Origin of the sequence: Sphaerotilus sp., from assembly GCF_031429695.1 — a bacterium.
Lineage (GTDB): Bacteria > Pseudomonadota > Gammaproteobacteria > Burkholderiales > Burkholderiaceae_C > Sphaerotilus.
The window spans coordinates 50,845-74,609 of the sequence record NZ_JANPAB010000034.1 but is presented as its reverse complement, the minus strand read 5'-3'; the positions used below and the strand labels follow the sequence as shown (position 1 = coordinate 74,609).

Sequence of the window (23,765 nt, the reverse complement as noted above, 5' to 3'; positions counted from 1 at the left end):
CGCATCCAGATTTGCGGGCTCTTAGCTCAGTTGGTAGAGCAGCGGACTCTTAATCCGTAGGTCGAGTGTTCGAGTCACTCAGGGCCCACCAGAAATGCACCAAAGGACTTCCAGAAATGGGAGTCCTTTTTTGCTTTCCGGGCCAGCTCTTGAAAACCTGGTGGGTTCGCCTCAAGTTTCCTTCAACCGGAGGACACCCATGCGACTCGACAAACTCACCACCTTGCTGCAACAGGCGCTAGGCGATGCCCAGAGCCTGGCCTTGGCGGCGGACCACCCCTACATCGAGCCTGCGCACTTGCTGAAGGCGTTGCTGCAGCAGGAAGACGGCCCGCGCTCGCTGCTGCAACGTGCTGGCGTGAACCTGAAGGCGCTGGACGACGCCGTCGAATCCAGTCTGACGCGCATTGCCATGGTCGGTGGCGGTGAGTTGCAGCCCAGCCGCGAGCTGGTGGCCCTGCTGCAGGCTGCCGAGAAGGAATCGACCAAGCGCGGCGATCAGTACATTGCCACCGAGATGGTGCTGCTGGCACTGACCGAATCGAAAACCGACTTCGCCCAGGCCGTGCGCGGTGCGGGCCTGACGCGCAAGGCACTGGAGTCGGCGGTGGATGCGGTGCGTGGTGGCCAGACCGTGGATTCGGCTGAAGCGGAAGGCCAGCGCGAGGCCCTGAAGAAGTACACGCTCGACCTGACCGAGCGCGCCCGCCAAGGCAAGCTCGACCCCGTGATCGGCCGTGATGATGAAATCCGCCGTGCCATCCAGGTCTTGCAGCGCCGCACCAAGAACAACCCGGTGCTGATCGGCGAGCCGGGCGTCGGCAAGACCGCCATCGTCGAAGGGCTGGCGCAGCGCATCATCAACGGCGAGGTGCCCGAGTCGCTGAAGAACAAGCGCGTGCTGGTGCTGGACATGGCCGGGCTGCTGGCGGGGGCGAAGTTCCGCGGTGAGTTCGAGGAGCGGCTGAAGACGGTGCTCAAGGAAGTGGCGCAGGACGAGGGCCGCATCATCCTGTTCATCGACGAGCTGCACACCATGGTCGGTGCCGGCAAGGCCGAGGGCGCGATGGACGCGGGCAACATGCTCAAGCCGGCGCTGGCCCGCGGCGAGCTGCATTGCATCGGCGCTACCACGCTGAACGAGTACCGCAAGTACGTCGAGAAAGATGCGGCGCTGGAGCGGCGCTTCCAGAAGGTGCTGGTGGCCGAGCCGACGGTCGAAGCGACGATCGCCATCCTGCGCGGCCTGCAGGAGAAGTACGAGGTCCACCACGGCGTGGAGATCACCGACCCGGCCATCGTCGCCGCGGCCGAACTCTCGCACCGCTACATCACTGACCGTTTCCTGCCCGACAAGGCCATCGACCTGATCGACGAGGCGGCGGCCAAGATCAAGATCGAGATCGACTCCAAGCCCGAGGTGATGGACAAGCTCGACCGCCGCATCATCCAGCTCAAGATCGAGCGCGAGGCGGTGCGCAAGGAGAAGGACGATGCCTCCATCAAGCGCATGGGATTGATCGAGGAAGAGATTGCCAAGCTGGTGCGCGAGTACGCCGATCTGGAAGAGATCTGGAAGGCGGAAAAGGCCACGGCGCAAGGGTCGGCTCACGTCAAGGAAGAGATCGACCGCACCAAGCACCAGATCGAGGAATGGAAGCGCAAGGGCGATTTCAACCGTGTGGCCGAGCTGCAGTACGGCAAGCTGCCGGATCTGGAGAAGCGCCTGAACGAGGCGCAGGCCAAGGAGGAATCCAAGACCCGTGCCGGCAAGGATGGCAAGGGCGGCCCGCAACTGCTGCGCACGATGGTGGGGGCCGAGGAGATCGCCGAGGTGGTCAGCCGCGCCACCGGCATCCCGGTGTCCAAGCTGATGCAGGGTGAGCGCGACAAGCTGCTGCAGATGGAAAGCAAGCTGCACCAGCGTGTGGTCGGGCAGGAGGAGGCCATCGTCGCGGTGTCGAACGCGATCCGCCGTTCGCGCGCTGGCCTGTCCGACCCGTATCGACCGCTGGGCTCGTTCCTGTTCCTTGGCCCGACAGGCGTGGGCAAGACCGAGCTGTGCAAGGCGCTGGCGGGTTTCCTGTTCGACAGCGAGGACCACATGATCCGCATCGACATGAGCGAGTTCATGGAGAAACACTCGGTCAGCCGGCTGATCGGCGCCCCTCCCGGCTACGTCGGCTATGACGAAGGCGGTACGCTGACCGAGGCCGTGCGGCGCAAGCCCTACAGTGTCGTGCTGCTCGACGAGGTGGAAAAGGCGCACCCGGACGTGTTCAACGTGCTGCTGCAGGTGCTCGACGATGGTCGGCTCACCGACGGGCAAGGCCGCACCATCGACTTCAAGAACACCGTGATCGTGATGACCAGCAACCTCGGCTCGCACCTGATCATGGCGATGGCGGGTCAATCGACCGAGGACATCCGCGAAGCGGTCTGGGGCGAGGTGAAGGCGCATTTCCGGCCCGAGTTCCTGAACCGGATCGACGAGACCGTCGTGTTCCACGCGCTGGACCAGAAGAACATCGAGTCCATCGCCGCGATCCAGCTCAAGGGGCTGGAGGGGCGTCTGGCGAAGATGGAGATGGTGCTGGAGGTGACACCCGAGGCGCTGAAGGAGATCGCCAAGGTGGGCTTCGACCCGGTGTTCGGGGCGCGTCCACTCAAGCGGGCGATCCAGCAGCGCATCGAGAACCCGGTGGCAAGGCTGATCCTGGAAGGGCGGTTCGCGCCGCGGGACGTGATCCCGGTCGGGCTGGGCGTGGACGGCAGCTTCACCTTCGGCCGCACGGTCCACTGAAGCCTCAGAGGACTGGCGCCCTGGGCAGTGCAGCGTCCATCGCCATCAGGCGTGGGCGCAACTGGGTCCAACTGGTGAGGCTCGGGTCGTAGACCAGGTGCAGGGCCAGCCCTGGTTGTGCCTGCAGTGCCCGCACCCCAAGCGCCTCGTTTCCGCCCATCACGAGCACCTCGTCGGCTTGTCCCGCGAGGTGCAACTGTCGGCGCGTGCTGCTGCCCGCGGCCAGCAGCAGCGAGCCGCGGCGGGCCAGATCGTTGGCGAGGAAGGCCGCTCCAGCGTGTGCGGCCACGCGGCTGGTTGCTACATGGAACACACAGGCGCTTTGCACGCCGGGCAGTGCGTGTGCTTCCAGCACGAACCGCTCGATCGGGTGCGCACGCGCGGCCAGCGGCGCCAGCGCGGCTGGCGTGGTGGCGAGATCTGGCATGTCATGCAGCGTGTCGCGGCCGGTGGCCAGCGGGCTGAGCTGCGGGCCGTTGCCTTCCGGGTGCAGGGCGGCTTGCAGGCGGTTCCATGACTCGCTCACGAAGGTCCATGCCTCCACCGGTCGGCTCACCCGTGGCGCGATCTGGCACACCACGCCGCTGCCCGGCCCGAGTGCGGCGACCAGCCCGGCCAGTGCGGCATGGCTGCTGGCGGCCAGCGGCATGAACTGCAGGTAAGCACAGTGCCAGTCGGGCCGGAACATGGCGTCGCGGAGTGGCTGCAGAGCGTCGCTCAGGGCGTGCGGTGGCACATCACCGACGAGGACCACCGTCTGCGTGGCTTGGGCCATGAGCACGCGGGCGAGGGCCGTGCGGGTGGCGCTGTCGGCTTCCACATCGGTGCTGTACAGGCGCACACGCTGGCCGCGGCTGGCGGGGCAGTCCACGTAGTCGATGCTGGCCAGCACCGTGCCGTAGCTTTGCCGGCGGATGCTCAGCCGCTCCACTGGCCGTTCCGCTGCAGACGCGATGGCATGCAGCAGTCGGCGTGCGCTGCGGCTGGCGACATCGTGCAGGGCGATGTAGCTCGGGCGCAGGTACTCGAACTGCTGCTGCAAGGCTTCGCCCGGCTCGCAGGACACGAACAGCTCGCGGGTGTGGTTGCCGACCGGGCGGCCGATGTCGAGGGCGTTGTCCAGGCGGTCGTCGACGCTGCGCTGGATGTGGGTAGGCGACGCGTCGAGGCCGGAGTCGGATCCGTCGGCGGGCAGGGTCATGCCGTGGTCTCCAGGGAACGAAAAGGCGCGGGCATCCTATCATCCGCACCCTGCATCCTCTGGAACCATCAAATGGATACCTTGCCTGTCGTGATCGTGGGGGCCGGACTGGCCGGGCTGACTGTGGCGCTGCACCTTGCCGCCGAGCGGCGTGTGATCGTGCTCGCCAAGCGGCAGCTTGGCGAGGCGGCCACCGCCTGGGCGCAGGGTGGCATCGTCGGCGTGCTCGGCAGCGATGACAGCATCGACAGCCATGTGCGCGACACCCAGGAGGCCGGCGCCGGTCTGGTGGACGAGCACACCGCCCGCTTCATCGCCGAGCGCAGCGCCGATGCCGTGGGCTGGCTGGTGGCGCAGGGCGTGGCGTTTTCGCCCGATCCGGACGGCCCGCTCGGCCTGCACCTGACCCGTGAGGGCGGCCACGCCGTGCGCCGCATCGCCCACGCCGCCGACGCGACGGGTTACGCCATCCACCAGGCGTTGCTGGCCGAGGTGAAGCGCCACCCCAACATCGAGCTGCGCGAGCGGGCGATGGCGGTCGATGTGATCACGCCGCGCCACCTGCACACCGACACCGCGCCGCGCTGCTACGGCGTCTACGTGCTCGACATCGACAGCCAGCGCATCGAGACCATCGCCACCAGTGCCGTCGTGCTGGCCAGCGGCGGCGTCGGCAAGGTCTACCGCTACACCAGCAACCCCGACACCGCCACCGGCGACGGCATTGCCATGGCGTGGCGCGCGGGGTGCCGCGTGGGCAACATGGAGTTCATCCAGTTCCACCCGACCTGCCTGTACCACCCGCAGGACCGCAGCTTCCTCATCACCGAAGCCTTGCGCGGCGAGGGTGCCTTTCTGCGCCTGCCGGACGGCACGCGCTTCATGCTGACCCACGACGCCCGTGCCGAACTCGCGCCGCGCGATGTCGTCGCCCGCGCCATCGACTTCGAGATGAAGCGCCTCGGCGTGGACCATGTGTGGCTGGATGCGACACACCTCGGCGAAACCTTCCTGAAGGAGCATTTCCCCACCATCCATGCGCGCTGTCTCAAGCTCGGCATCGACATCGCGCAGCAGCCGATCCCCGTGGTGCCCGCGGCGCACTACACCTGCGGCGGCGTCGTCACCGACCTGCATGGCCAGACCGACCTGCCGGGACTCTACGCGGTGGGCGAGACGACCTACACCGGTCTGCACGGCGCGAACCGGCTGGCCAGCAACTCGCTGCTGGAGTGCGTGGTGCTGGGCCGCAGTTGCGCCGAGTCCATCATGACGGCCCCGACGACGGACCACCCCGCGCTGCCGCTGTGGGACGAAAGCCAGGTCGAGAACGCCGACGAGCAGGTGGTGATCTCCCACAACTGGGACGAGCTGCGGCTGGTGATGTGGAACTACGTCGGCATCGTGCGCACCACCAAGCGGCTGGAGCGGGCGCTGCACCGCATCCAGTTGCTGCGCGACGAGATCGACGACTACTACGCCAATTTCCGGGTCAACCGGGATCTGCTGGAGCTGCGCAATCTGGTGGAGTGCGCCGACCTGATCGTGCGCTCGGCGCTGATGCGGCATGAGAGCCGCGGGCTGCACTACAGCCGCGATTTCCCGACCACGCTGCCGGTGAGCTTTCCAACGGTGCTGGTGCGGCCGGCGCGCAGCCAGCGGGGTTCCAGGGCGGGCGCCCGGCGGCTGGCAGGTGGCCCGCCGCCGACAGGCTTGTGCGGCTGAGGTCCGCCGCAGCGGGGTCAGCGCTGGCTCAGCGGCGGGCCCGCATCGCCATGCGGGCTTGCACGAACTCGAAGGCGAAGGTGACGGCGTCGGTGATGGTTTCGTCCATCGCCAGGCGCTCCTTCTCCGTGAGGTAGAAGGTCAGATCGACCGAGTGCCGGATGTAGCGCGCCCCCAGCCGGTTCAGCGCGACACAGGCCACGTCCGGCAGGGCTTCCGCGTCGAGGTAGGGGTAGCCGGGCGCCAGACGGACCACCGTGTCGAACACCGGCCGTTCGTAGTGGTTGTGGACGGAAGTGAAATCGATGTTCATGGTGGGGATGTCGGCGTCCCCACCATGAACTTGACGTACTTCAGGCCGCGCCGATGTTCGCCACAAAGCCTTTTGATGGCTGGCTGATCGCAGCCGGGTTCGCTTTCACGAAGTCCAGCATCCGGTCGATGCAGCCGAGTGCCTGGCTGCGGATCGGCTCGTCCACATGGATCTCGCCTTGGCCGCGCTCCAGCCCTTCCAGGCAGTCGATCACGCCCTGCAGCGCGTTCATCGCCATCCAGGGGCAGTGCGCGCAGCTCTTGCAGGTGGCGCTGTTGCCGGCGGTGGGCGCCTCGATCAGCACCTTTGTCGGGGCGGACTGGCGCATGCGGTGGAACATGCCGTTGTCGGTGGCGACGATGAACTCGGGTGCGTCCAGCGTCATCACGGCCTTGAGCAACTGCGCCGTGGAGCCGACCACGTCCGCCTGATCGACGACCGCCTTGGGCGACTCGGGATGGACGAGGATCTTGGCCAGTGGGTGTTCACGGCGCAGCAGGTCCAGCTCGACGCCCTTGAACTCGTTGTGGACGATGCAGTCGCCTTGCCACATCAGCATGTCGGCACCGGTCTGGCGCTGCACGTAGCTGCCCAGGTGGCGGTCAGGTGCCCAGAGGATTTTCTTTCCCTGTGCATGCAGGTGGCGCACGATCGCCTCGGCGCATGAACTCGTCACCATCCAGTCGGCGCGGGCCTTCACGGCGGCGCTGGTGTTGGCGTAGACGACGACGGTGCGGTCCGGGTGGGCATCGCAGAACGCAGCGAAGGCGTCCGGCGGGCAGCCCAGGTCCAGCGAGCAGGTGGCGTCCAGATCGGGCATCAGCACCCGTTTCTGTGGCGACAGGATCTTGGCGCTCTCACCCATGAAGCGCACGCCAGCGACGATCAGGGTCTGCGCCGCATGGTCGCGGCCAAAACGGGCCATCTCCAGCGAGTCGCTGACGCAGCCGCCGGTCTCCATGGCGAGATCCTGCAGATCGCCGTCCACGTAGTAGTGGGCGACGAGCACGGCGTTGTGCTGTTTCAGCAGGTCGCGAGCGCGCTCCTTGAGGGCCGTGCGCTGGCTTGGGGTGAGTGGAGCGGGCACCTTGGCCCAGGCGTGCGCGGTGCAGCTCTGGCCCGAGGCGTCCTGTTGGGTGTAGTCGAATTGAACGTCGGTCATGGCGGAATCGTAGCGGAGGCGGTGCGTCAGACCCACTGGTTGCGTGCGACAGCGATCTGCCAGCGGGCCGCGCTGAGGTCGCCGAACTCGCGTTCGACGCAGGCAAGGATGAGCAGGCCCGGCTGCCTGGGCACGGGCAGCGCGAGGTGGTGGTGGGTCGGGCCGCTCCAGGACAGTTCCAGCAGCGGCTGTCCGGCGCCCAGCGTGCGGTGTGCCCGCCAGAGCGCACAGCCGGCCCGTGCCGTGCCTTCCAGCAGGGTCAATTGGTCGTCGGACTGGGTCTGCACGCTCAGCAGGCGCGCGTCTTCGACGGCGACGACGGCGCAAGCCGTCACACCCACGCCCATCGACAGCACACGCAGCACGCGGTGCATCACGGTGGCGGACACATCGGGCAGCGCCGAGGACACCGCCACCAGCGGCGCCAGTGCTGGCGACATGGCAGGTGCCGCCGGCTTGGCCGGTGCGGCTACAGGCGCAGCAATTGGAGCGGCAGCGGAGAGCGGTTGAACGGGAGCCGGTGCCGGTGCCGGTGCGGCTTTCGGCGACGGGGCCATGGCAGGTGCTGGAGTTGCCTTGGGTGCGGTGGTTTCTGCCGGGCCATCGATGGCGCCAGGAACGGTCGGCTCGCCGCTGGCAAAACCGGTCACCAGCGAGATCAGTTGCTGCGACCAGCCAGGGTCGTTGACAGAAAACAGCTCCAGCACGTGCATCTTCATGCCACGCGGCCAGGTGGCACGGCGCAGCCGGTCGGCGCGGCTGGGTTTGTCCGCCGGCGACACCAGCAGCAGCGAGGGGCCGCGCCAGGCGTCCGCACGCACGAAGTCGTTGATGCGCCGGATCAAATCCTTGTCGCCATTGGCGCCCGCCAGGATGACGGAGCGGTCCGCCTGTTCCAGCAGCGTCAGCGCGACACTGAGGCTGCGGTTGTCCGCGAACGAGGCGTCTACCTCGATCACGCCGAGCGACTGCCCGGAAGGCGTCGGCAGCACCGTGCTGCGCAGCAGGGCGACCGGCTCGGTGCCCTGCTCCTGCATCAGCGAAATTTCACTGATGCGGCCATGCGCGGCCAGGGCGAGCTGGGCGATCGAGAAGCCGGGCCAACTCCCCGATGGATCCCACACGGCCACCGTCTGCTGCGGCTGCACCGAATCGCGCGAGAACAGCGTCTGCACTGGGGGTGCGGTGGGTGTCTCGGCGCGGGTGCGGAGTTCGCGGGTACTGACGGGAACGGTGGTCGGTGGATCTGCGGGCAGGCTGCTTTGGCCGGCCCAGGCAGCGTCAGGCGGGGGGGTGTGGGTGCGCTTGAATTTCAGACTGAGCATGGTGTCTAGGGTAGGAGCCGGGTCGCATCACATCAGCACCTGCTGTGCCTCCATGATGCGGTAGCGCGTCATCGCCAGATTGCTGCGCAGCTTGTCCAGCACGGCCAGGATGAACAGGTCTGGGTGAGCGCGCAGCGTCCTGAGAATATGGTATCGGCTTCCGGCCGTCACCAGTATCTCTTCCAGCGGATCGCCGGGGCGGGAATGCCCCAGCTGGCGCAGGGTGCGGCGGTGGGTCTTCCAGATTTCCGCGGCCGCCAATGCGGCACGGTCGATGTCCGGCCCACGCGCCGGGCTGGCCTTGACCAGCCCGGTGTTGCCATCGACCAGCGCCACAAAGATCAGCCCGTCCAGCACGGTCAGCTCATCCAGTACCGCCAGCGCGCGCCGCGGGTGCACCGGCTGCCGGCCTGTCTCGGGCGTGTTGACCTCGGCATCGGCGGCGGCCTCCAGGGGCGCGACAAACAGCGTCGACTGCCGCGCAGGCGGCAGGGCCGGGAAGCTGGGCTGGCCGGCGTCCGACAGCGGCATTGGCGCGCTGCCGGGGGGCGGCGCGACAGCGGCGGGAGGGGAGGCCGCAGCGGGAAGGGCGCTGGCCTGTTCGGAGCGCAGGCGCTGCCAGTAGGCCAGCATCCGGTTCCACACCGCGCTGGCGCTGGTCAGTGGCTCGCAGATCGACTCGACGCGCACCTGCGCTGGCCAGTCCATGCGCTCGATTTTCTGCACCATCCAGCTTGCGCCCACCGGCAGCATGAACAGCAGATTGCGGCACTGCCAGTGCAGGCTCAGCGTTGCGCTGTGCAGATCCGACAGCATGTCGTCGATGGCCGAAGGTGCCATCGGACCGATGATCACCACCGACATGTCCGAGCGCTCCATCAGCGCCATCTGCACCTCGGCTGCGTCGCCGCCCTCGGCCTGAATGTCCGCGTGGTAGATCTTCAGCGTGTCGTCCGTGCGCCGGGGCAGGGTGGTGCGCTCGATGGTGGCCATCAGGTTCAGGCTGGACTGGTCGCGCAGGCTCAGGCGCTCAATGGGCTGGCCGCTCGCATCGGCCAGCGCCCGGATCACCGAAGCGGCCCACATGTGCGACGGGTCGCACATCGTGATGAGCTTCTGCCGCACGAAGGTGTCCTTGCGGCTGCCGGCAAAGTGGGCGCGCATGGCCTGCGCGGGCGAGCCGCTGACCAGCAGGTCATCGTGGTGGCGCGTGTCGGTGTTCTCTGTCGATTCGGACGGATCGCTTTCGTGGCCCATGATCGCCGTGGAGGCGAACTCGGGCTGCTCGGTGTCGTGGGCCGCGGCCTTGTTGCTCGCACGGGTCGAAGCGTCACGGTCACGCAGTGGGGTCAGATCGCCGAAGAGGCTCTTGAGCATGTTCATCGCGTGACGGGGCCGTCCGGAAAGAGGGGGGGTTGCATCGCTACTTTAGTCTCTGAAGCTGGTCGCGGCCTGAGTTTGCGTGAAAGTGCCTGAAATGGACGCATTCCGTCATCAGGGGTGTTGACGAAACTGAAATCCGGAAATGCGGGATTTTGTGATCGTTTCAGCGAAAATGCACGCGAGAGTGTGAACGCCGTGCCAAAGCGTTTGAACTGGTGTCGCGTGCGCTCGCCTGTCCGGGGGATCAATGCCCCGTGAACCAGGTCGCGGCAAGCTGGCTTTTGGGTGTGGAAATCCGGGTTCGTGCAGGACACACTGCTGGTCGGTTAGGCTGATCGGATGACGATGAATTGTTTCGCTGGATGGCGACTGCTTGCGCGGGCGGTGTGGTGCTGCCTTTGCGTTGGACTGGTCTGGCTGGCTGGTGCGCCGGCCGCCCGGGCCGCCGAGGCGTTTCTCGATCCCGAGCAGGCCTTCCACCTCACCGCCCGGGTCGCGGACGACCACACGCTGGCACTGCGCTTCGAGGTTGCACCGGGGTATTACCTGTACCGCGAACGGTTCGATGTCCGTGCTGTGGCACCGGATGTCGTGCTGGCGCCGCCGGTTTATCCGGCCGGAGTGGTCAAGTTCGACGAGACCTTCCAGAAGGACGTCGAGGTCTACCACGACAGCCTGGAGGTGCCTCTGACCATGCAGTCTGCGTCGGCGCAGTTCACGCTGACAGTGACGCACCAGGGCTGCGCGGACAAGGGCTTGTGCTATCCGCCGCAGGTACACCAGTTGCAGGTGCGCGCTGAGGCAGGAGCCTTGCGCACGGTGCGGGTATTGGCTGCCGACGCGCTCACGGGGGCGCCATCGCCGTCGTCGTTGGACGCCCTGCCGGAGAGCGGGGTGTTCGACCGCTTCGGCACCGTGTTGCGTTCGGGCAACCTCTGGGCCGTGGCCGGGATGTTCGCACTGGCGGGGGTGCTGCTGTCGTTCACGCCATGTGTGCTGCCGATGGTGCCCATTCTGTCGTCCATCATCCTGGGGCAGGGCGTTGCCAGCTCCCGTCGGCGCGGGCTGGCGCTGTCGGTGGCTTACGCGCTGGGCATGGCGCTGGTCTACACCGCGATGGGTGTGGCGGCTGGCCTCGCCGGGGAAGGGCTGGCCGCGGCGCTGCAGACGCCCTGGGTGCTGGGCGCCTTCGCACTGGTGCTGGTGGCGCTGTCGCTGTCGATGTTCGGCGTCTACGAACTGCAGCTGCCCTCGTCGTGGCAGACCCGCCTGCACGTGGCGAGCAGCCAGGTCGAGGGCGGCCGCTACGGCGGTGTGTTCGTGATGGGCGGGGTCTCGGCGCTGATCGTCGGGCCGTGCGTGGCGGCGCCGCTGGCGGGGGCGCTGGTCTACATCAGCCAGACGCGCGATGTGGTGCTCGGCGGGGTGGCGTTGTTCGCCATGGCTTGCGGGATGAGCGTGCCGCTGGTGCTGGTGGGGCTGTCGGCGGGGTCGCTGCTGCCCAAGGCGGGGGCGTGGATGGTCTGGGTGAAGCGCGGTTTCGGCGTGCTGTTGCTGGCGGTAGCCGCGTGGATGGTCTGGCCGGTGCTGCCGTTCGGGAAGACCGCCGAGACGCCTGGTACCGCCATGCACACGACGCCCGGTGATGGCGTGGTGTTCCGCCGCATCCGAACCGTGGCCGAACTGGACGAGGCGGTGCGCACTGCAGGGCGCCCGGTGCTGCTGGATTTTTATGCCGACTGGTGTGTGTCCTGCAAGGAAATGGAGCGATTCACCTTCATCGACCCGGCGGTCAAGGCGCGCATGGGCGAGATGCTGCTGCTGCAGGTGGACGTGACCGCCAACAACGCCGAAGACAAGGCGCTGATGCGCCGCTACGGCTTGTTCGGGCCGCCGGCGATCCTGTTGTTCGATGCGGCTGGCCGCGAGTTGCCCGAGCGCCGCATCATCGGCTTCCAGTCGGCCGCCACTTTTCTGTCTCACCTGAACCTGCCATGACGATGACCTCGACCTGTGACCTCTGCGACCTGCACAAGGGCGACACCAGCGGTGCGTTCCGCGTCCTGCCGCCCGTGTTTCGCTCCTTTGGTGGCCGCGCGGCGTTCGCCGGTCCCGTGACGACCGTGAAATGTTTCGAGGACAACACCTCCGTCAAGGCCGCGCTGGAAAGCCCGGGCCACGGCCGCGTGCTGGTGGTGGACGGCGCCGGCTCGCTGCGCCGCGCGCTCATCGGCGGCAACATCGCGGCTGCGGCGGCGCGCAATGGCTGGGCGGGTGTCGTGGTCGATGGCTGCGTACGCGATCTGGCAGAACTGGCCGCGTGCGACGTGGGCCTGTTTGCGCTGGCGCCCATGCCACTGCCGACCGAGCGGCGCCAGGCCGGGCTGGTCGACGTGGTGGTGCAGATTCAAGGCGTGCGGGTGCAGCCCGGCGACTGGCTGGTGGCGGATGCCGATGGCATCGTTGTCCTGGTGGCCGGGGCCTGAGATCCACGATTCAGGTCGTGCAGTGCGTCACGGTCGAGGTGGACCGTGTTTACAGGACGGTGGTGTCGGCGCCGAAAAGCGGCTATGCACGTGCTCTCCGCCCCGTCTGACCTCCTCGCGCCCTCGGTGGCGTCGGCTCTGCCCGATGCGCTGATGCTGTCGGCGCTGGTCGCCGACATCGGCATTCCGCCCTGTCCCGAAATGCTGGTGCGCCTGCGGGTCGAACTGGACCGCAAGCCGCCGCGCACCGAGGCGCTTGCCCGCATCGCGATGACCGATGTCGCCGTGTCTGCCGCGCTGCTGAAGGCGGCGTACGCGCCATGGACTGGCCGTGGCCGGGGGCGCGGCACGGTGGCGCAGGCCTTCGAACGGCTCGGCCCCGTGCGCTGCACGGCGCTGCTCAGTGCCCTGGTGCTGCGCGAGGTGCTGCCCGCCCATGGCCCGTCGCTGGAACGCTTCTGGGATGTCGCGCACCGGCGCAGCGTGGCGATGGCCTGGCTGGCGCGGCGGCATGGCGAGGTCGAACCGGACGTGGCGCAGACCTTCGGCCTGTTCTGCGATGTGGGAATTCCCGTGCTGCTGCAGCGCTTCCACGCGCCCAGCTACCGCGTCACGCTGGCAGAGGCCAATCTGGGCTACCGACCCTTCACCGAGGTGGAACGTACCCGCCACGGCACCGACCATGCCGTCGTCGGGGCCGCGCTGGCGCGGACCTGGGGCGCGGGCGAAGACATCGTCGAGGCGGTCTGTCTGCACCACGACTACCGGGTGCTGGGCATGTCCTGCCAGCAGCGGCCGGCCAGCCTGCTCATCGCGCTGGCGCTGGTGGCCGAGCGGATGATCCAGTTGCACCGCGGGCGCAACCGCCACGGTGAATGGCTGCGCGGTGGTCCCCAGGCGCTGGCCACGCTGGGCATGTCTACCGACGATTTCGAGGACTGGAGCGACGAAATCCGCACCCAGATGGTGCTCAGCGGGCCGTGACGATCTCCAGCAGCCGGTCCAGCCCGCCGTCGTTGATCGCCACCATCGCCTGCGCCCGTACCTTCGGCTTGGCCTGAAACGCCACCGACAGCCCGACGGCGCCCATCATCGGCAGGTCGTTGGCACCGTCACCGACCGCGATGGCCTGCGCCGGCGCACAACCGAGGTCGGCACACGCGGCCAGCACGGTACGGCGCTTTTCCTCGCCGTCGCAGATGTCGCCCCAGTCCTGCGCCAGGACGCGGCCGGTGAGGTGGCCATCGACGATCTCCAGCAGGTTGCTGCGCGCCTGGTCCATTTGCAGCCGCGCACGCACCCGGTCGGCGAAGAAGGTGAAGCCGCCCGACACCAGCAGCGTCCGCAGCCCCGCGTCACGGCAGGCAGCCAGCAGCGTCTCGGCACCCGGGTTCAACCGCAGCCGCTCGGTGTAGACGGCTTCCAGCGCCCCGGCCGGCACGCCCGCCAGCAAGGCCACGCGCCGGCGCAGGCTGTCCTTGAAATCGGTGATCTCGCCGCGCATGGCCGCTTCGGTGATCGCGGCGACCTCGGCCTTGCGCCCGGCGGCGTCGGCGATCTCGTCGATGCACTCGATGTTGATCAGCGTCGAGTCCATGTCGAAGGCGATGAGCTGGAAATCGCGCAGGCGCAGCGGCGGCTCGAAACCCTGGATCACCAGGCCGGGGGCAAATTCGCGGGGAGCAGCAGACATCGGGCAGGTCGTCAGATCGGGAAAGGCCGCGATGCTACCTGCTTCAGCCCGGCAACGGCTGCCCCAGTGCCCGCAGCACATCCCGCACGTACTGCGCCCGGTCCTTCGCGTCCGGATACGCCCGCTCGATGCGCAGCTTGTCGTTGCCGGCGAGCTTCACGTTCCGGTTCTTCTGCACCAGGTCGATGATGCGCATCGGGTCGATGGGCGGATTCGGGCGGAAGTGGATGGTGATCACTGCCGGCCCGGCGTCGATCTTGCTGACCCCATACGGCTTGGCCTGCACACGCAGGCGGTGCAGGTCGAACAGCGCCTGTCCCTGGGCAGGCAACTTGCCGAAGCGGTCCACGCACTCTTCGAGCATCGTGTCGATCTTGTCGGCCTTGTCTGCCGTGGCCAGGCGCTTGTAGAGGTTCAGGCGCACCTGCACATCCGGGCAATAGGCGTCGGGCAGGAGCGCCGGTGCGTGCAGGTTCACGTCCGTCGTGGCGCCGAAGAAGCCGGTGGGCGAGAGCAGATCAGGTTCCTTGCCCGCCTTGAGGGCCCGCACGGCTTCCGAAAGCATCTCGTTGTAGAGCTGGAAACCGACCTCCATCATGTTGCCACTCTGGTGGTCGCCGAGCACTTCGCCCGCGCCGCGGATCTCCAGGTCGTGCATGGCGAGGTAGAAGCCCGAGCCGAGTTCCTCCATGCTCTGGATCGCGTCCAGCCGCTGCTGGGCCTGCTTGGTGAGACTTTCGATGTCGGGCACCAGCAGGTAGGCATAGGCCTGGTGGTGGCTGCGGCCGACGCGCCCGCGGAGCTGGTGCAACTGGGCCAGACCGAATTTGTCCGCACGCGCCATGATGATCGTGTTGGCAGTCGGCACGTCGATGCCGGTCTCGATGATGGTCGAGCACAGCAGCACGTTGTGGCGCTGCGCCACGAAGTCGCGCATCACCCGCTCCAGCTCGCGCTCGGGCATCTGGCCGTGCGCAACGCCGATGCGTGCCTCGGGGATCAGATCCTGCAGCGACTGGCGGCGGTTCTCGATCGTGTCCACCTCGTTGTGCAGGAAATACACCTGCCCGCCGCGCTTCAGCTCGCGCAGCACGGCTTCCCGGATCGTGCCCTTGTTCTCGTTGCGCACAAACGTCTTGATCGCCAGCCGCCGCTGCGGCGCGGTCGCGATCACCGACAGGTCGCGCAAGCCTTCGAGCGCCATGCCCAGCGTGCGCGGAATCGGCGTGGCGGTCAGCGTCAGCACGTCCACCTCGGCCCGCATCGCCTTCATCTGCTCCTTGTGCCGCACGCCGAAACGGTGTTCCTCGTCGATGACCAGCAGCCCCAAGTTCTTGAACTTGGTGTCCGGGCTGAGCAGCTTGTGCGTGCCGACCACGATGTCCACTGTGCCGTTCGCCAGCCCCTCCATGGCGGCCTTGACCTCCTTGGGCGAACGGAACCGGCTCATCTCGGCGATCTTCACCGGCCACTGCGCGAAGCGGTCCACCAGCGTCTGGTGGTGCTGCTCGGCCAGCAGGGTGGTCGGGGCCAGGATCGCGACCTGCTTGCCGCCCGTCACCGCGACAAATGCCGCCCGCAGCGCCACCTCGGTCTTGCCGAAGCCCACGTCGCCACACACCAGCCGGTCCATCGGGCGCGGACTGATCATGTCCTGGATGACGGCGTGGATCGCGGCGTTCTGGTCGGCGGTCTCCTCGAAGCCGAAGCTGGCGGCGAAGGCCTCGTAGTCCTGTGCCGAGTAGCGGAAGGGGTGGCCTTCGCGGGCAGCGCGGCGGGCGTAGAGATTGAGCAGCTCGGCCGCAGCGTCGCGCACCTGCTCGGCCGCCTTGCGCTTGGCCTTTTCCCACTGGCCGGAGCCGAGGCGGTGCAGCGGCGCCTCGTCCGCGCTGACGCCGGTGTAGCGGCTGATCAGGTGGAGCTGCGCCACGGGGACGTAGAGCGTGGCCTTGTCGGCGTATTCGAGGTGCAGGAACTCGGTCGGGCCTTCGCCGAGGTCGATGCCAATCAGGCCCTGGTAGCGGCCGATGCCGTGGTTGGCGTGGACCACCGGATCGCCGACCTTCAGCTCGGACAAGTCCTTGATCAGCGCCTCGACATCGCTGGTGGCCTCCTGGCGACGGCGGCGGCGCGTGGTCGGGGCGCTGTCGAACAGCTCGGTCTCGGTGACGAGCTGGACGTGTTCGTCGGTCCAGAAGAACCCTGACGACAGCGGCGACGTGGTGATCGCGTAGCGGTGATCGCTGGCGAGGAAGGCGGCGAGCGAATCGACCGGCGCGGGTTCCAGCCGGTGGTCACGCAGCAGTTCGAGGATGCTTTCACGCCGCCCCGCACTCTCGGCGACGATGAGCACGCGGGTGGCGGAGCGCGCCTCGCCTTGGCTGCGTGCCGTGCGGGCGAGGTGGGCTTCCAGCTTGCGCAGCGGATCCTGGCCGCCACGCTCGATGCCCAGATCGGGCAGCGGCCGCGCCCAGTCCACGGCCTCATTGCCGCGGATCGACAACTGGGCGTGGGCGTTGCAGCGCGTGAAAAACTCTTCCAGCTTCAGGTACAGCTCTTCGGGCGGCAGGATCGGCCGCTCGGGGTCGTGCTGCAGGAAGCGGTGGCGCTCGCGGGTTTCGGTCCAGAAGCGCTCCAGCGTCTCGTTGACCTCACCGTGCAGTGCGAGCACGGCGTCCGGGCCGAGGTAGTCGAAGATGCTGGCTGTCTCGTCGAAGAACAGCGGCAGGAAGTACTCGATGCCGCCGCCGACGATGCCCTGGGCGATGTCCTTGTAGAGGCGCGCCCGGCTTGGATCGCCGTCCATGCGTTCGCGCCAGCGGGCCCGGAAATCCTGGCGGGCACGCTCGTCCATCGGGAATTCGCGCCCAGGCAGCAGCCGCACTTCCGGCACCGGGTAAAGGCTGCGCTGGCTGTCGGGGTCGAAGACACGGATCGAATCCACCTCGTTGTCGAACAGGTCCACGCGGTACGGCACCACCGACCCCATCGGGAACAGGTCGATCAGCCCACCGCGCACGGCGTATTCGCCCGGCGACACCACCTGGCTGACGTGCTGGTAGCCGGCAAGCGTGAGCTGTGCCTTCAGGCCGGCTTCATCCAGCTTCTGCTTCTGCTTGAAGTGGAAGGTGTAGCCAGCCATGAACGACGGCGGCGCCAGCCGCGTCAGCGCCGTGGTCGCCGGCAGCAGCACGACATCGACCTCGCCCGAGCGGATGCGCCAGAGCGTGGCCAGCCGCTCGGAGATCAGGTCCTGGTGCGGGCTGAAGGTGTCATAGGGCAGCGTCTCCCAGTCCGGGAACACGGCCACACGCAATTCGGGCGCGAAGAAGGCCAGCTCATCGGGCAGACGCTGCACATCGGCGGGTTCGGCCGTGACCACCCCGAGCACCTTTCCGGCCGCCTTGTGCTGTTGCGCGAACCGGGCCAGCAGCAGCGCGTCGGCCGATCCGAGCGGGCGGGGCAGCGTGTAGCGGTGGCCGGGGGCGATCTTGGGGAGCTGCATGGGCATGGTGTGGGGAGAAGCGGCGGGGCGGTCAGCGAGGTCGGCGGCGATTTTAGGCCGCAGGTCCGCAGCGGCGACAATCGGGGGCATGCAGATCGGAACCCTTCCCCGTTGTTACGCCCTTGTGCCCTGCGCGGGTGTTGGCCAGCGCGCTGGCGCCGCAGGTCCCAAGCAGTACAAGCCGGTCGCCGGTCGGGCCATGGTGGCGCACACACTGGCCGCGCTGGCGCAGGTGGCGCGCATCGAGGCCACGCTGGTCGTGCTGTCGCCGGAGGACGATCAGTTCGAAGCCGCTGCGCCGGACCATGCTGGCGCGCGGGCCTGGGTCGCACGCTGCGGCGGCGCCACGCGCGCGGAGACGGTGGCGCACGGACTGGTCGAATTGCAGGCCCGGGGTGTTCAGCCGCACGATTGGGTTCTGGTGCATGATGCGGCCCGATGCCTGTTGCAGCCAGCCTGGGTCGATCGCCTGATCGACGCCTGTCTGGACGACGAAGTGGGTGGTCTGCTGGCGCTGCCGCTGGCCGACACGCTCAAGCAGGCCGAGGGAGGGCGGGTGCAATCGACGGTCGATCGCACCGGCAAGTGGGCCGCGCAGACGCCCCAGATGTTCCGTGCCGGATTGCTGTTGCCCGCCTTGCGCATGGCTGGCGATGCCGTCACGGACGAGTCCAGCGCCGTCGAAGCGCTCGGGCATGCGCCGAAATTGATACTTGGGGATCACACCAATCTGAAAGTCACCTGGCCCGAGGACTTTGTCCTCGCCGAGAGGCTGATGAAAGGCTTAAATGGAATCCCCTGACCGCGGGATGTCGCGGTCGCTGTGTCTTCCTCGCTTGACTTTCCTTCCTGACTTGATTTCCTCCTATTTCCGGACAACAACACCATGAAAACCGTATGGATCGTGGACGGGGCCTACCTGTTCAACTATGGCCGCAACCGCCCCTTCGACTACCTCAAGCTCAAGGCGGAGATGACCCGCTTGAACGGCGGGCCGATCTACGAGTCGTACTACCTCAACTCGACCCCGGACGCCGCCACCGAGAGCCAGAACGCCTTCCACAGCTGGCTCAAGTCGGCCCCGCCGCGCGGCCCGAAGATGCGGGTCCAGCTCTACACGATCAAGGACCTCAACACGACGTGCCCGAGCTGCGCGCATCCTTTCCACCGCTCGGTGCAGAAGGGTGTGGACGTGGGCATCGCCACGCTGATCATCAAGCTGGCCGCGCAAGGCGTGTACGACCGCCTGATCCTGTCGGCGGGTGACGGCGATTTCGAGGACGCGATCACCTACATCAAGTCCGAGCTGCACAAGGAGTTCTGGCTGCACGGTGCCATGTCCAACCTGTCCACGGATCTGCAGTGCTACGCCGACCATGTCTTGTGGATGGACGACATGCACCCGGCGATCGACAAGGACAAGCCGAGCTACGGCAGCGGCTCCGCGGTGTCGGCATGAACCTGAGTGCCTTGCGGATCGGTGAGGGCTGGGACACGCACGCCCTGGTCGCGGGCCGCCCGCTGGTGCTGGGCGGCGTGACCATCCCGCATGTGGCTGGGCTGCTGGGCCACTCGGATGCCGATGCGCTGCTGCATGCCATCACCGACGCGCTGTTCGGCGCCGCCGGATTGGGCGACATCGGCCGGCATTTTCCTGACACTGCCGCCGAGTTCAAGGGAGCGGATTCGCGGCGCCTGCTCGCGGAAGCGGCGCGGCGCGTGCGGGCGGAAGGCTGGTCCATCGTCAACGTGGACAGCACCATCGTCGCGCAGGCCCCCAAGATGGCGCCGCACATCCCCGCCATGCGCGCGGCCATCGCGGTGGCGCTGGAAATCGGCGTGGACTGCGTGAACGTCAAGGCGAAGACGGCCGAGCGGCTGGGGCCGGTGGGGCGCGGCGAATCGATCGAGGCCCGCGCGGTCTGCCTGCTGGCGCGCTGACCGGCCCTCGCCCTGGGCAGCGTCAGCCGCCGATGTAGCTCATCTCGATGCGTCGGCCGGATGCGCTGGAGCTGGCCGGCTGGCTGGCGCGCAACTGCGAATAGCGGTCGTCGCGTTCCTGCCAGATCAGCCCGACCGCGGCTGCGATGTCGTCGTCGGTGTATGGGCGACCTGTCGGGTGCGGCTGCCGCAGCAGGCTGCGCAGATCGTACCCCTGTTGCGCAAACAGGCACAGATATAACTGGCCCTCGGTAGACAGCCGGGCGCGGCTGCAGTCGCCACAAAAGGCCTGGGTCACACTGGAGATGAAACCGACCTCGCCACGCCCGTCGCGGTAGCGCCAGCGCTCCGCGGTTTCCCCGGACTGGCTGGGGTCGAGCGCCTCCAGGGGGAAATGCAGGTCCAGCAGGCGCTGCACCTCAGCCGAAGGCATCACCTCGTCCATTCGCCAGCCGTTGGTGGCGCCCACATCCATGTATTCGATGAAACGCAGGATGACGTGGCCGTCGTAATGGTCGCGGAAATAGCGCGCCATGGGCAGAATCTCCTGCTCGTTGGTGCCACGCTTGACAACCATGTTGACCTTGATCGGTCCCAGGCCGGCGGCCACCGCCGCGTCGATGCCCGCCAGCACGTCGGCGACCGGAAAATCGACATCGTTCATGCGCCGGAAAATGGTGTCGTCCATCGCGTCCAGGCTGACCGTTACCCGGTTCAGACCGGCGGCTTTCAGCGCGGCGGCCTTGCGCGCGAGCACCGAGCCGTTGGTGGTGAGCGTGATATCCAGTGGTGTGCCATCCGGCGTGCGCACGGCGGACAGCATCTCGATCAGCCGCTCTAGGTGCTTGCGCAGCAGCGGCTCGCCGCCGGTCAGGCGAATCTTGTGCACGCCATGGGCCACGAAAATCTGCGCCAGCCGGAGAATCTCTTCGAAACTGAGCAGCGCGGATTGCGGCAGAAACTGGTGATTTTTATCGAATACTTCCTTGGGCATGCAATAGCTGCAGCGGAAGTTGCACCGGTCCGTCACGGATATTCGCAAGTCACGCAGCGGTCGGCCGAGACCGTCGCTCAGCAGGCCTGAGGGCAGGGTGATCGTGTCAGGAATCCGCGGCAGTGCGGCGGAAGAGGCCGAGGCGCTGCGCTGATCGACAATGGCAATGGTGTTTCGTTCCGACATGGCCGCCGCATTGTGCCTGTTTCAGGCCGGGTGCGATGCGAGCAGGGCGATGTGGGCGCCGATCAGTTGCCAAGGTTGGTGGCGTTGAGATTGCGCGGGGCGGTGCCGGTGCTCAATTGTGGGACACGGCGCGCACCGTCGAAGCGGCGGGTCCAGTAATCCTGGCGCATGTCCTCGACGCGCACAGTGCTGCCCGTGCGTGGGGCGTGGATGAATTTGCCTTCGCCGACGTAGATGCCGACATGGGAAAACGCACTGCGCATGGTGTTGAAAAACACGAGATCGCCGGGTTTGAGGTCATCCTGTCGGATGGACAACAAGCCGGGCGCATTGGCCTGTTCGGAGGAGCGGCGCGGCAGCAGCAGACCGACGCTGTTTTCGAATACATGGCGGGTAAACCCGCTGCAATCGAATCCGGTTTCTTCGCTGGTGCCACCAAAACGGTAGCGCACGCCGAGGAAGTTCATCGCGGACAGCACCAGATCAGAGGCTGTCTCGCGCACACCGCCCAGCAGGTCTTCAGCCGTGCGACTGGCCGATGCACCTGTGCTGTCGGCAGTGAAACGGTCTTGCAGAAAGCGGCTGATCGGGTCGGTGGCTTCTGGCAACGCGCGGGCAGGCAGGCTGGTCAGGGCCAGCACGGATGCGGCCAGTCCAGTCAGGATCAGGGTGCGTAGTGCCGAGTACAAACCTTGCATGGGGGATTGGAGTGTGAAAAAAGTCACCGGCGGAGCATAGGGACGGGCCTCTGGACTGTCAATCCAGAACCCCTCCTCAATACTTAAGGCTTGGTCAGCCGTACAGTTTGCCTGAAATGAAAAAATAAAACCACCCGGAGGTGGTCTGTCGGTAGCAGGGCGAACCTGCTCCGGGGGTTGAACGGCCCGTCGGGCCAGCGATCAGACCGCGAAATCGATCAGGCTGTGGCCGTTTTCGATCGCTGCGGTCAGCCACTTGGGCTTCAGACCGCGGCCGGACCAGGTTTCACCCGTGTTCGGATCGCGGTACTTGGCAGCGACCTTGCGGGTCGTGCCGGGTTCGGCGATGCCGATTTTCGGCGGGCGACCGGGCTTGCCGGACGTCAGGTCGGCGGCGGTGATGCCGTTCTCGGCCATCAGCGCCTTGATCTGGCTGATCACCCCTGCGCGTTCATTGCGCAGGGTTTCGGCAATCTGCTTGTCCAGGTCGGCTTGCAGGCGATCGAGTTCGGCCTTCTGCGCGATGAGTTCTTGATAGGTGGTCATGTGTAATTCCCCAACGGTTGATCCGGGGCGGATTCTAGAAACAATGTGTTCCTTCTGTCCAGTACCGAATCGGGACCAGGGTATCTCGAATCATGCCGATGGCGGCACGTATCCCTGCGGCTGGTCTGCACCGGAGCCGAAGAAATAGTTCTCCATCTGGCGGGCCAGATACTGTCGTGCGCGTGCATCGGCCAGATTCAGCCGGTTTTCGTTGACCAGCATGGTCTGGTGCTTGAGCCATTGCTGCCAGGCTTCCTTGCTCACGCTCTGGTAGATGCGCTTGCCCAGCTCGCCGGGATAGGTCGGGAAGTCGAGTCCTTCGGCTTCCTTTTTCAGCAGGATGCATTGAATGGTGCGTGCCATGGGGGTTTTCCTTTCAGGGAATGCAAGGGGCGGTTCAGCCGAGTTTCTTGACCAGCACCTGAGAGCGCCGGTCCCAGTTGTATTTGCGTTTTCGGGCTTCGGGCAGCCAATCGGGATCGACCTGCTGGAAGCCACGTTTGACAAACCAGTGCATCGTGCGCGTGGTGAGCACGAAGATGCTGTCGAGGCCCATCGCGCGTGCGCGCTGCTCGATGCGTTTCAGGATGCGTTCGCCGTCGCCCTGGCCCTGCACCTGCGGCGAGATCGTCAGCGCGGCCATTTCGGCGGTCTTCGCTTCCGGGTAGGCATAGAGCGCCGCGCAGCCGAAGATGATGCCGTCGTGCTCGATGACGGTGTAGGTGGTGATGTCGCGCTCGATCTCGGTGCGGCTGCGCTTGACCAGCGTGCCGTCGCGCTCGAAGGGCTCGATGAGCTGCAGGATGCCGCCCACGTCGTCGGCGGTGGCCTCGTGCAGGCTCTCCAGCTTCTCGTCCACGACCATCGTGCCCACGCCATCGTGGGTGAAGATCTCCATCAGCACTGCGCCATCGCCGGCAAACGGCAGGATGTGCGACCGCTCGACCCCGCCCTCGCAGGCGCGCACGCAGTGCTGCAGGTAGAACGCAGGATCGCTGGGCTGGGTCGGCTCGGGCAGGCGGGCCAGCAGGCGGCGGGCGTCGGCCAGTGCCAGCTCGGTGTCGATGGGACTTTCCGGGTCGTCGAGGTTTTCGCGGATGCCGGCGATCTCGGTCATGAACATCAGCTTGTCGGCCTGCAACGCGATGGCGGTGGCGGTGGCGACCTCTTCCATCGTCAGGTTGAACGCCTCGCCGGTGGGCGAGAAACCGAACGGCGACAGCAGCACCAGCGCGCCGATGTCGATGGCGCGGCGGATGGTGGCCGAATCGACCTTGCGCACCACGCCGCTGTGCATGAAGTCCACGCCGTCCACGATGCCGACCGGGCGGGCGGTGAGGAAGTTGCCCGACACGACGCGCACGGTTGCATTCGCCATCGGCGTGTTCGGCAGCCCTTGCGAGAACGCGGCCTCGATTTCAAAGCGCAGTTGACCGGCGGCTTCCTGCGCGCAGTCGAGCGCCACCGGGTCGGTGATGCGCTTGCCGTGGCTGAAACGCGAGGCGTGGCCCTTGGCGCGGAGCTGTTCGTTCACCTGCGGGCGGAAGCCGTGGACCAGCACCAGCTTGATGCCCATGGCATGCAGCAGCGACAGATCCTGGACAAACGCGTTGAGCTTGCCGGCCGCGATCAGCTCGCCGGCCATGGCGATCACGAAGGTCTTGCCGTGGTACGCATGGATGTGCGGCGCCACCGAGCGGAACCACGGAACGAAGGTATGCGGAAAGACGAGGCTCATGGGGTCGGGATTGTGCCTGAGCACCTGCCGCGGACGCCCGATGGCCCGGGCCATGGACAATGCGGC

The 23,765-nt window shown here is 67.0% G+C and carries 20 protein-coding genes and 1 tRNA gene; 9 read left to right on the top strand and 12 right to left on the bottom strand.

Annotation, left to right across the window (positions count from 1 at the left end; all coding sequences use genetic code 11):
• Positions 1 to 15 precede the first annotated feature (15 nt).
• Both RMP06_RS06670 and clpB read left to right on the top strand, forming a co-directional pair.
• Positions 16 to 91, top strand: a tRNA-Lys gene (locus RMP06_RS06670).
• A 108-nt stretch (positions 92 to 199) separates the two neighbouring features.
• Positions 200 to 2,803, top strand: coding sequence for an ATP-dependent chaperone ClpB (gene clpB, locus RMP06_RS06665; protein WP_310460991.1), 2,604 nt, complete (start codon positions 200 to 202; stop codon positions 2,801 to 2,803).
• Positions 2,804 to 2,807: 4 nt separating this feature from the next.
• Here the strand turns inward: clpB and RMP06_RS06660 are convergent, their stop codons facing one another.
• A complete protein-coding gene (locus RMP06_RS06660; RefSeq protein ID WP_310460990.1) occupies positions 2,808 to 4,004 on the bottom strand; it encodes a hypothetical protein in 1,197 nt (398 codons plus the stop codon).
• Between the two features lie 72 nt (positions 4,005 to 4,076).
• On the opposite strand from RMP06_RS06660, the gene nadB reads away from it, so the two are divergent.
• Complete coding sequence (gene nadB, locus RMP06_RS06655; RefSeq protein ID WP_310460989.1) at positions 4,077 to 5,729, top strand: L-aspartate oxidase; 1,653 nt, start codon at positions 4,077 to 4,079, stop codon at positions 5,727 to 5,729.
• Positions 5,730 to 5,757: 28 nt separating this feature from the next.
• Here the strand turns inward: nadB and RMP06_RS06650 are convergent, their stop codons facing one another.
• From RMP06_RS06650 to RMP06_RS06635, 4 genes are read right to left on the bottom strand one after another with little or no spacing between them, the layout of a single operon-like run.
• Positions 5,758 to 6,042, bottom strand: coding sequence for a late competence development ComFB family protein (locus tag RMP06_RS06650; protein WP_293998756.1), 285 nt, complete (start codon positions 6,040 to 6,042; stop codon positions 5,758 to 5,760).
• A gap of 40 nt (positions 6,043 to 6,082) precedes the next feature.
• Positions 6,083 to 7,204, bottom strand: a complete 1,122-nt coding sequence (gene nadA, locus RMP06_RS06645; RefSeq protein WP_310460988.1) for a quinolinate synthase NadA — start codon at positions 7,202 to 7,204, stop codon at positions 6,083 to 6,085.
• 26 nt (positions 7,205 to 7,230) lie between these two features.
• The gene (locus RMP06_RS06640; protein WP_310460987.1) at positions 7,231 to 8,529 is read right to left on the bottom strand and encodes a hypothetical protein; all 1,299 of its coding nucleotides are present in this window, start codon (positions 8,527 to 8,529) and stop codon (positions 7,231 to 7,233) included.
• A 27-nt stretch (positions 8,530 to 8,556) separates the two neighbouring features.
• Positions 8,557 to 9,912 (bottom strand): roadblock/LC7 domain-containing protein, encoded by a 1,356-nt coding sequence (locus tag RMP06_RS06635; RefSeq protein WP_310460986.1) that lies wholly within the window; start codon positions 9,910 to 9,912, stop codon positions 8,557 to 8,559.
• Between the two features lie 339 nt (positions 9,913 to 10,251).
• Here RMP06_RS06635 and dsbD point away from each other — a divergent pair, with 339 nt between their 5' ends.
• The 3 genes from dsbD to RMP06_RS06620 all read left to right on the top strand — a co-directional run bounded on the left by dsbD (position 10,252) and on the right by RMP06_RS06620 (position 13,382).
• Positions 10,252 to 11,910 (top strand): protein-disulfide reductase DsbD, encoded by a 1,659-nt coding sequence (gene dsbD, locus RMP06_RS06630; RefSeq protein ID WP_310460985.1) that lies wholly within the window; start codon positions 10,252 to 10,254, stop codon positions 11,908 to 11,910.
• On the top strand, positions 11,907 to 12,398 hold the full coding sequence (gene rraA / locus RMP06_RS06625) for a ribonuclease E activity regulator RraA (RefSeq protein ID WP_310460984.1): 492 nt from the start codon (positions 11,907 to 11,909) through the stop codon (positions 12,396 to 12,398). The genes dsbD and rraA overlap by 4 nt, the downstream gene beginning before the upstream one ends.
• 84 nt (positions 12,399 to 12,482) lie before the next feature.
• Complete coding sequence (locus RMP06_RS06620; RefSeq protein ID WP_310460983.1) at positions 12,483 to 13,382, top strand: HDOD domain-containing protein; 900 nt, start codon at positions 12,483 to 12,485, stop codon at positions 13,380 to 13,382.
• On the opposite strand, the gene serB is transcribed toward RMP06_RS06620, so the two are convergent.
• Both serB and mfd read right to left on the bottom strand, forming a co-directional pair.
• A complete protein-coding gene (serB, locus tag RMP06_RS06615) occupies positions 13,369 to 14,091 on the bottom strand; it encodes a phosphoserine phosphatase SerB (protein WP_310460982.1) in 723 nt (240 codons plus the stop codon). The genes RMP06_RS06620 and serB overlap by 14 nt on opposite strands.
• Positions 14,092 to 14,134: 43 nt before the next feature.
• A complete protein-coding gene (gene mfd / locus RMP06_RS06610; protein WP_310461022.1) occupies positions 14,135 to 17,596 on the bottom strand; it encodes a transcription-repair coupling factor in 3,462 nt (1,153 codons plus the stop codon).
• Between the two features lie 88 nt (positions 17,597 to 17,684).
• Between mfd and ispD the strand changes: the two genes are divergently transcribed.
• The 3 genes from ispD to ispF all read left to right on the top strand — a co-directional run bounded on the left by ispD (position 17,685) and on the right by ispF (position 19,537).
• Complete coding sequence (gene ispD / locus RMP06_RS06605) at positions 17,685 to 18,398, top strand: 2-C-methyl-D-erythritol 4-phosphate cytidylyltransferase (protein ID WP_310460981.1); 714 nt, start codon at positions 17,685 to 17,687, stop codon at positions 18,396 to 18,398.
• 84 nt (positions 18,399 to 18,482) lie between these two features.
• Positions 18,483 to 19,055, top strand: coding sequence for an NYN domain-containing protein (locus RMP06_RS06600; protein WP_310460980.1), 573 nt, complete (start codon positions 18,483 to 18,485; stop codon positions 19,053 to 19,055).
• Positions 19,052 to 19,537, top strand: a complete 486-nt coding sequence (ispF, locus tag RMP06_RS06595; protein ID WP_310460979.1) for a 2-C-methyl-D-erythritol 2,4-cyclodiphosphate synthase — start codon at positions 19,052 to 19,054, stop codon at positions 19,535 to 19,537. The genes RMP06_RS06600 and ispF overlap by 4 nt, the downstream gene beginning before the upstream one ends.
• A gap of 22 nt (positions 19,538 to 19,559) precedes the next feature.
• Here the strand turns inward: ispF and moaA are convergent, their stop codons facing one another.
• From moaA to argA, 5 genes are all read right to left on the bottom strand, one after another.
• Positions 19,560 to 20,717 (bottom strand): GTP 3',8-cyclase MoaA, encoded by a 1,158-nt coding sequence (gene moaA, locus RMP06_RS06590; protein ID WP_310460978.1) that lies wholly within the window; start codon positions 20,715 to 20,717, stop codon positions 19,560 to 19,562.
• Positions 20,718 to 20,779: 62 nt separating this feature from the next.
• Positions 20,780 to 21,358: a C40 family peptidase gene (locus RMP06_RS06585; protein ID WP_310460977.1), complete on the bottom strand. Its 579-nt coding sequence runs from the start codon at positions 21,356 to 21,358 to the stop codon at positions 20,780 to 20,782.
• 258 nt (positions 21,359 to 21,616) lie between these two features.
• The gene (locus RMP06_RS06580; RefSeq protein WP_310460976.1) at positions 21,617 to 21,961 is read right to left on the bottom strand and encodes an H-NS histone family protein; all 345 of its coding nucleotides are present in this window, start codon (positions 21,959 to 21,961) and stop codon (positions 21,617 to 21,619) included.
• A gap of 90 nt (positions 21,962 to 22,051) precedes the next feature.
• A complete protein-coding gene (locus RMP06_RS06575) occupies positions 22,052 to 22,324 on the bottom strand; it encodes an oxidative damage protection protein (RefSeq protein ID WP_310460975.1) in 273 nt (90 codons plus the stop codon).
• A gap of 34 nt (positions 22,325 to 22,358) precedes the next feature.
• Positions 22,359 to 23,699 (bottom strand): amino-acid N-acetyltransferase, encoded by a 1,341-nt coding sequence (gene argA / locus RMP06_RS06570; protein ID WP_310460974.1) that lies wholly within the window; start codon positions 23,697 to 23,699, stop codon positions 22,359 to 22,361.
• Between the last annotated feature and the right edge of the window lie 66 nt (positions 23,700 to 23,765).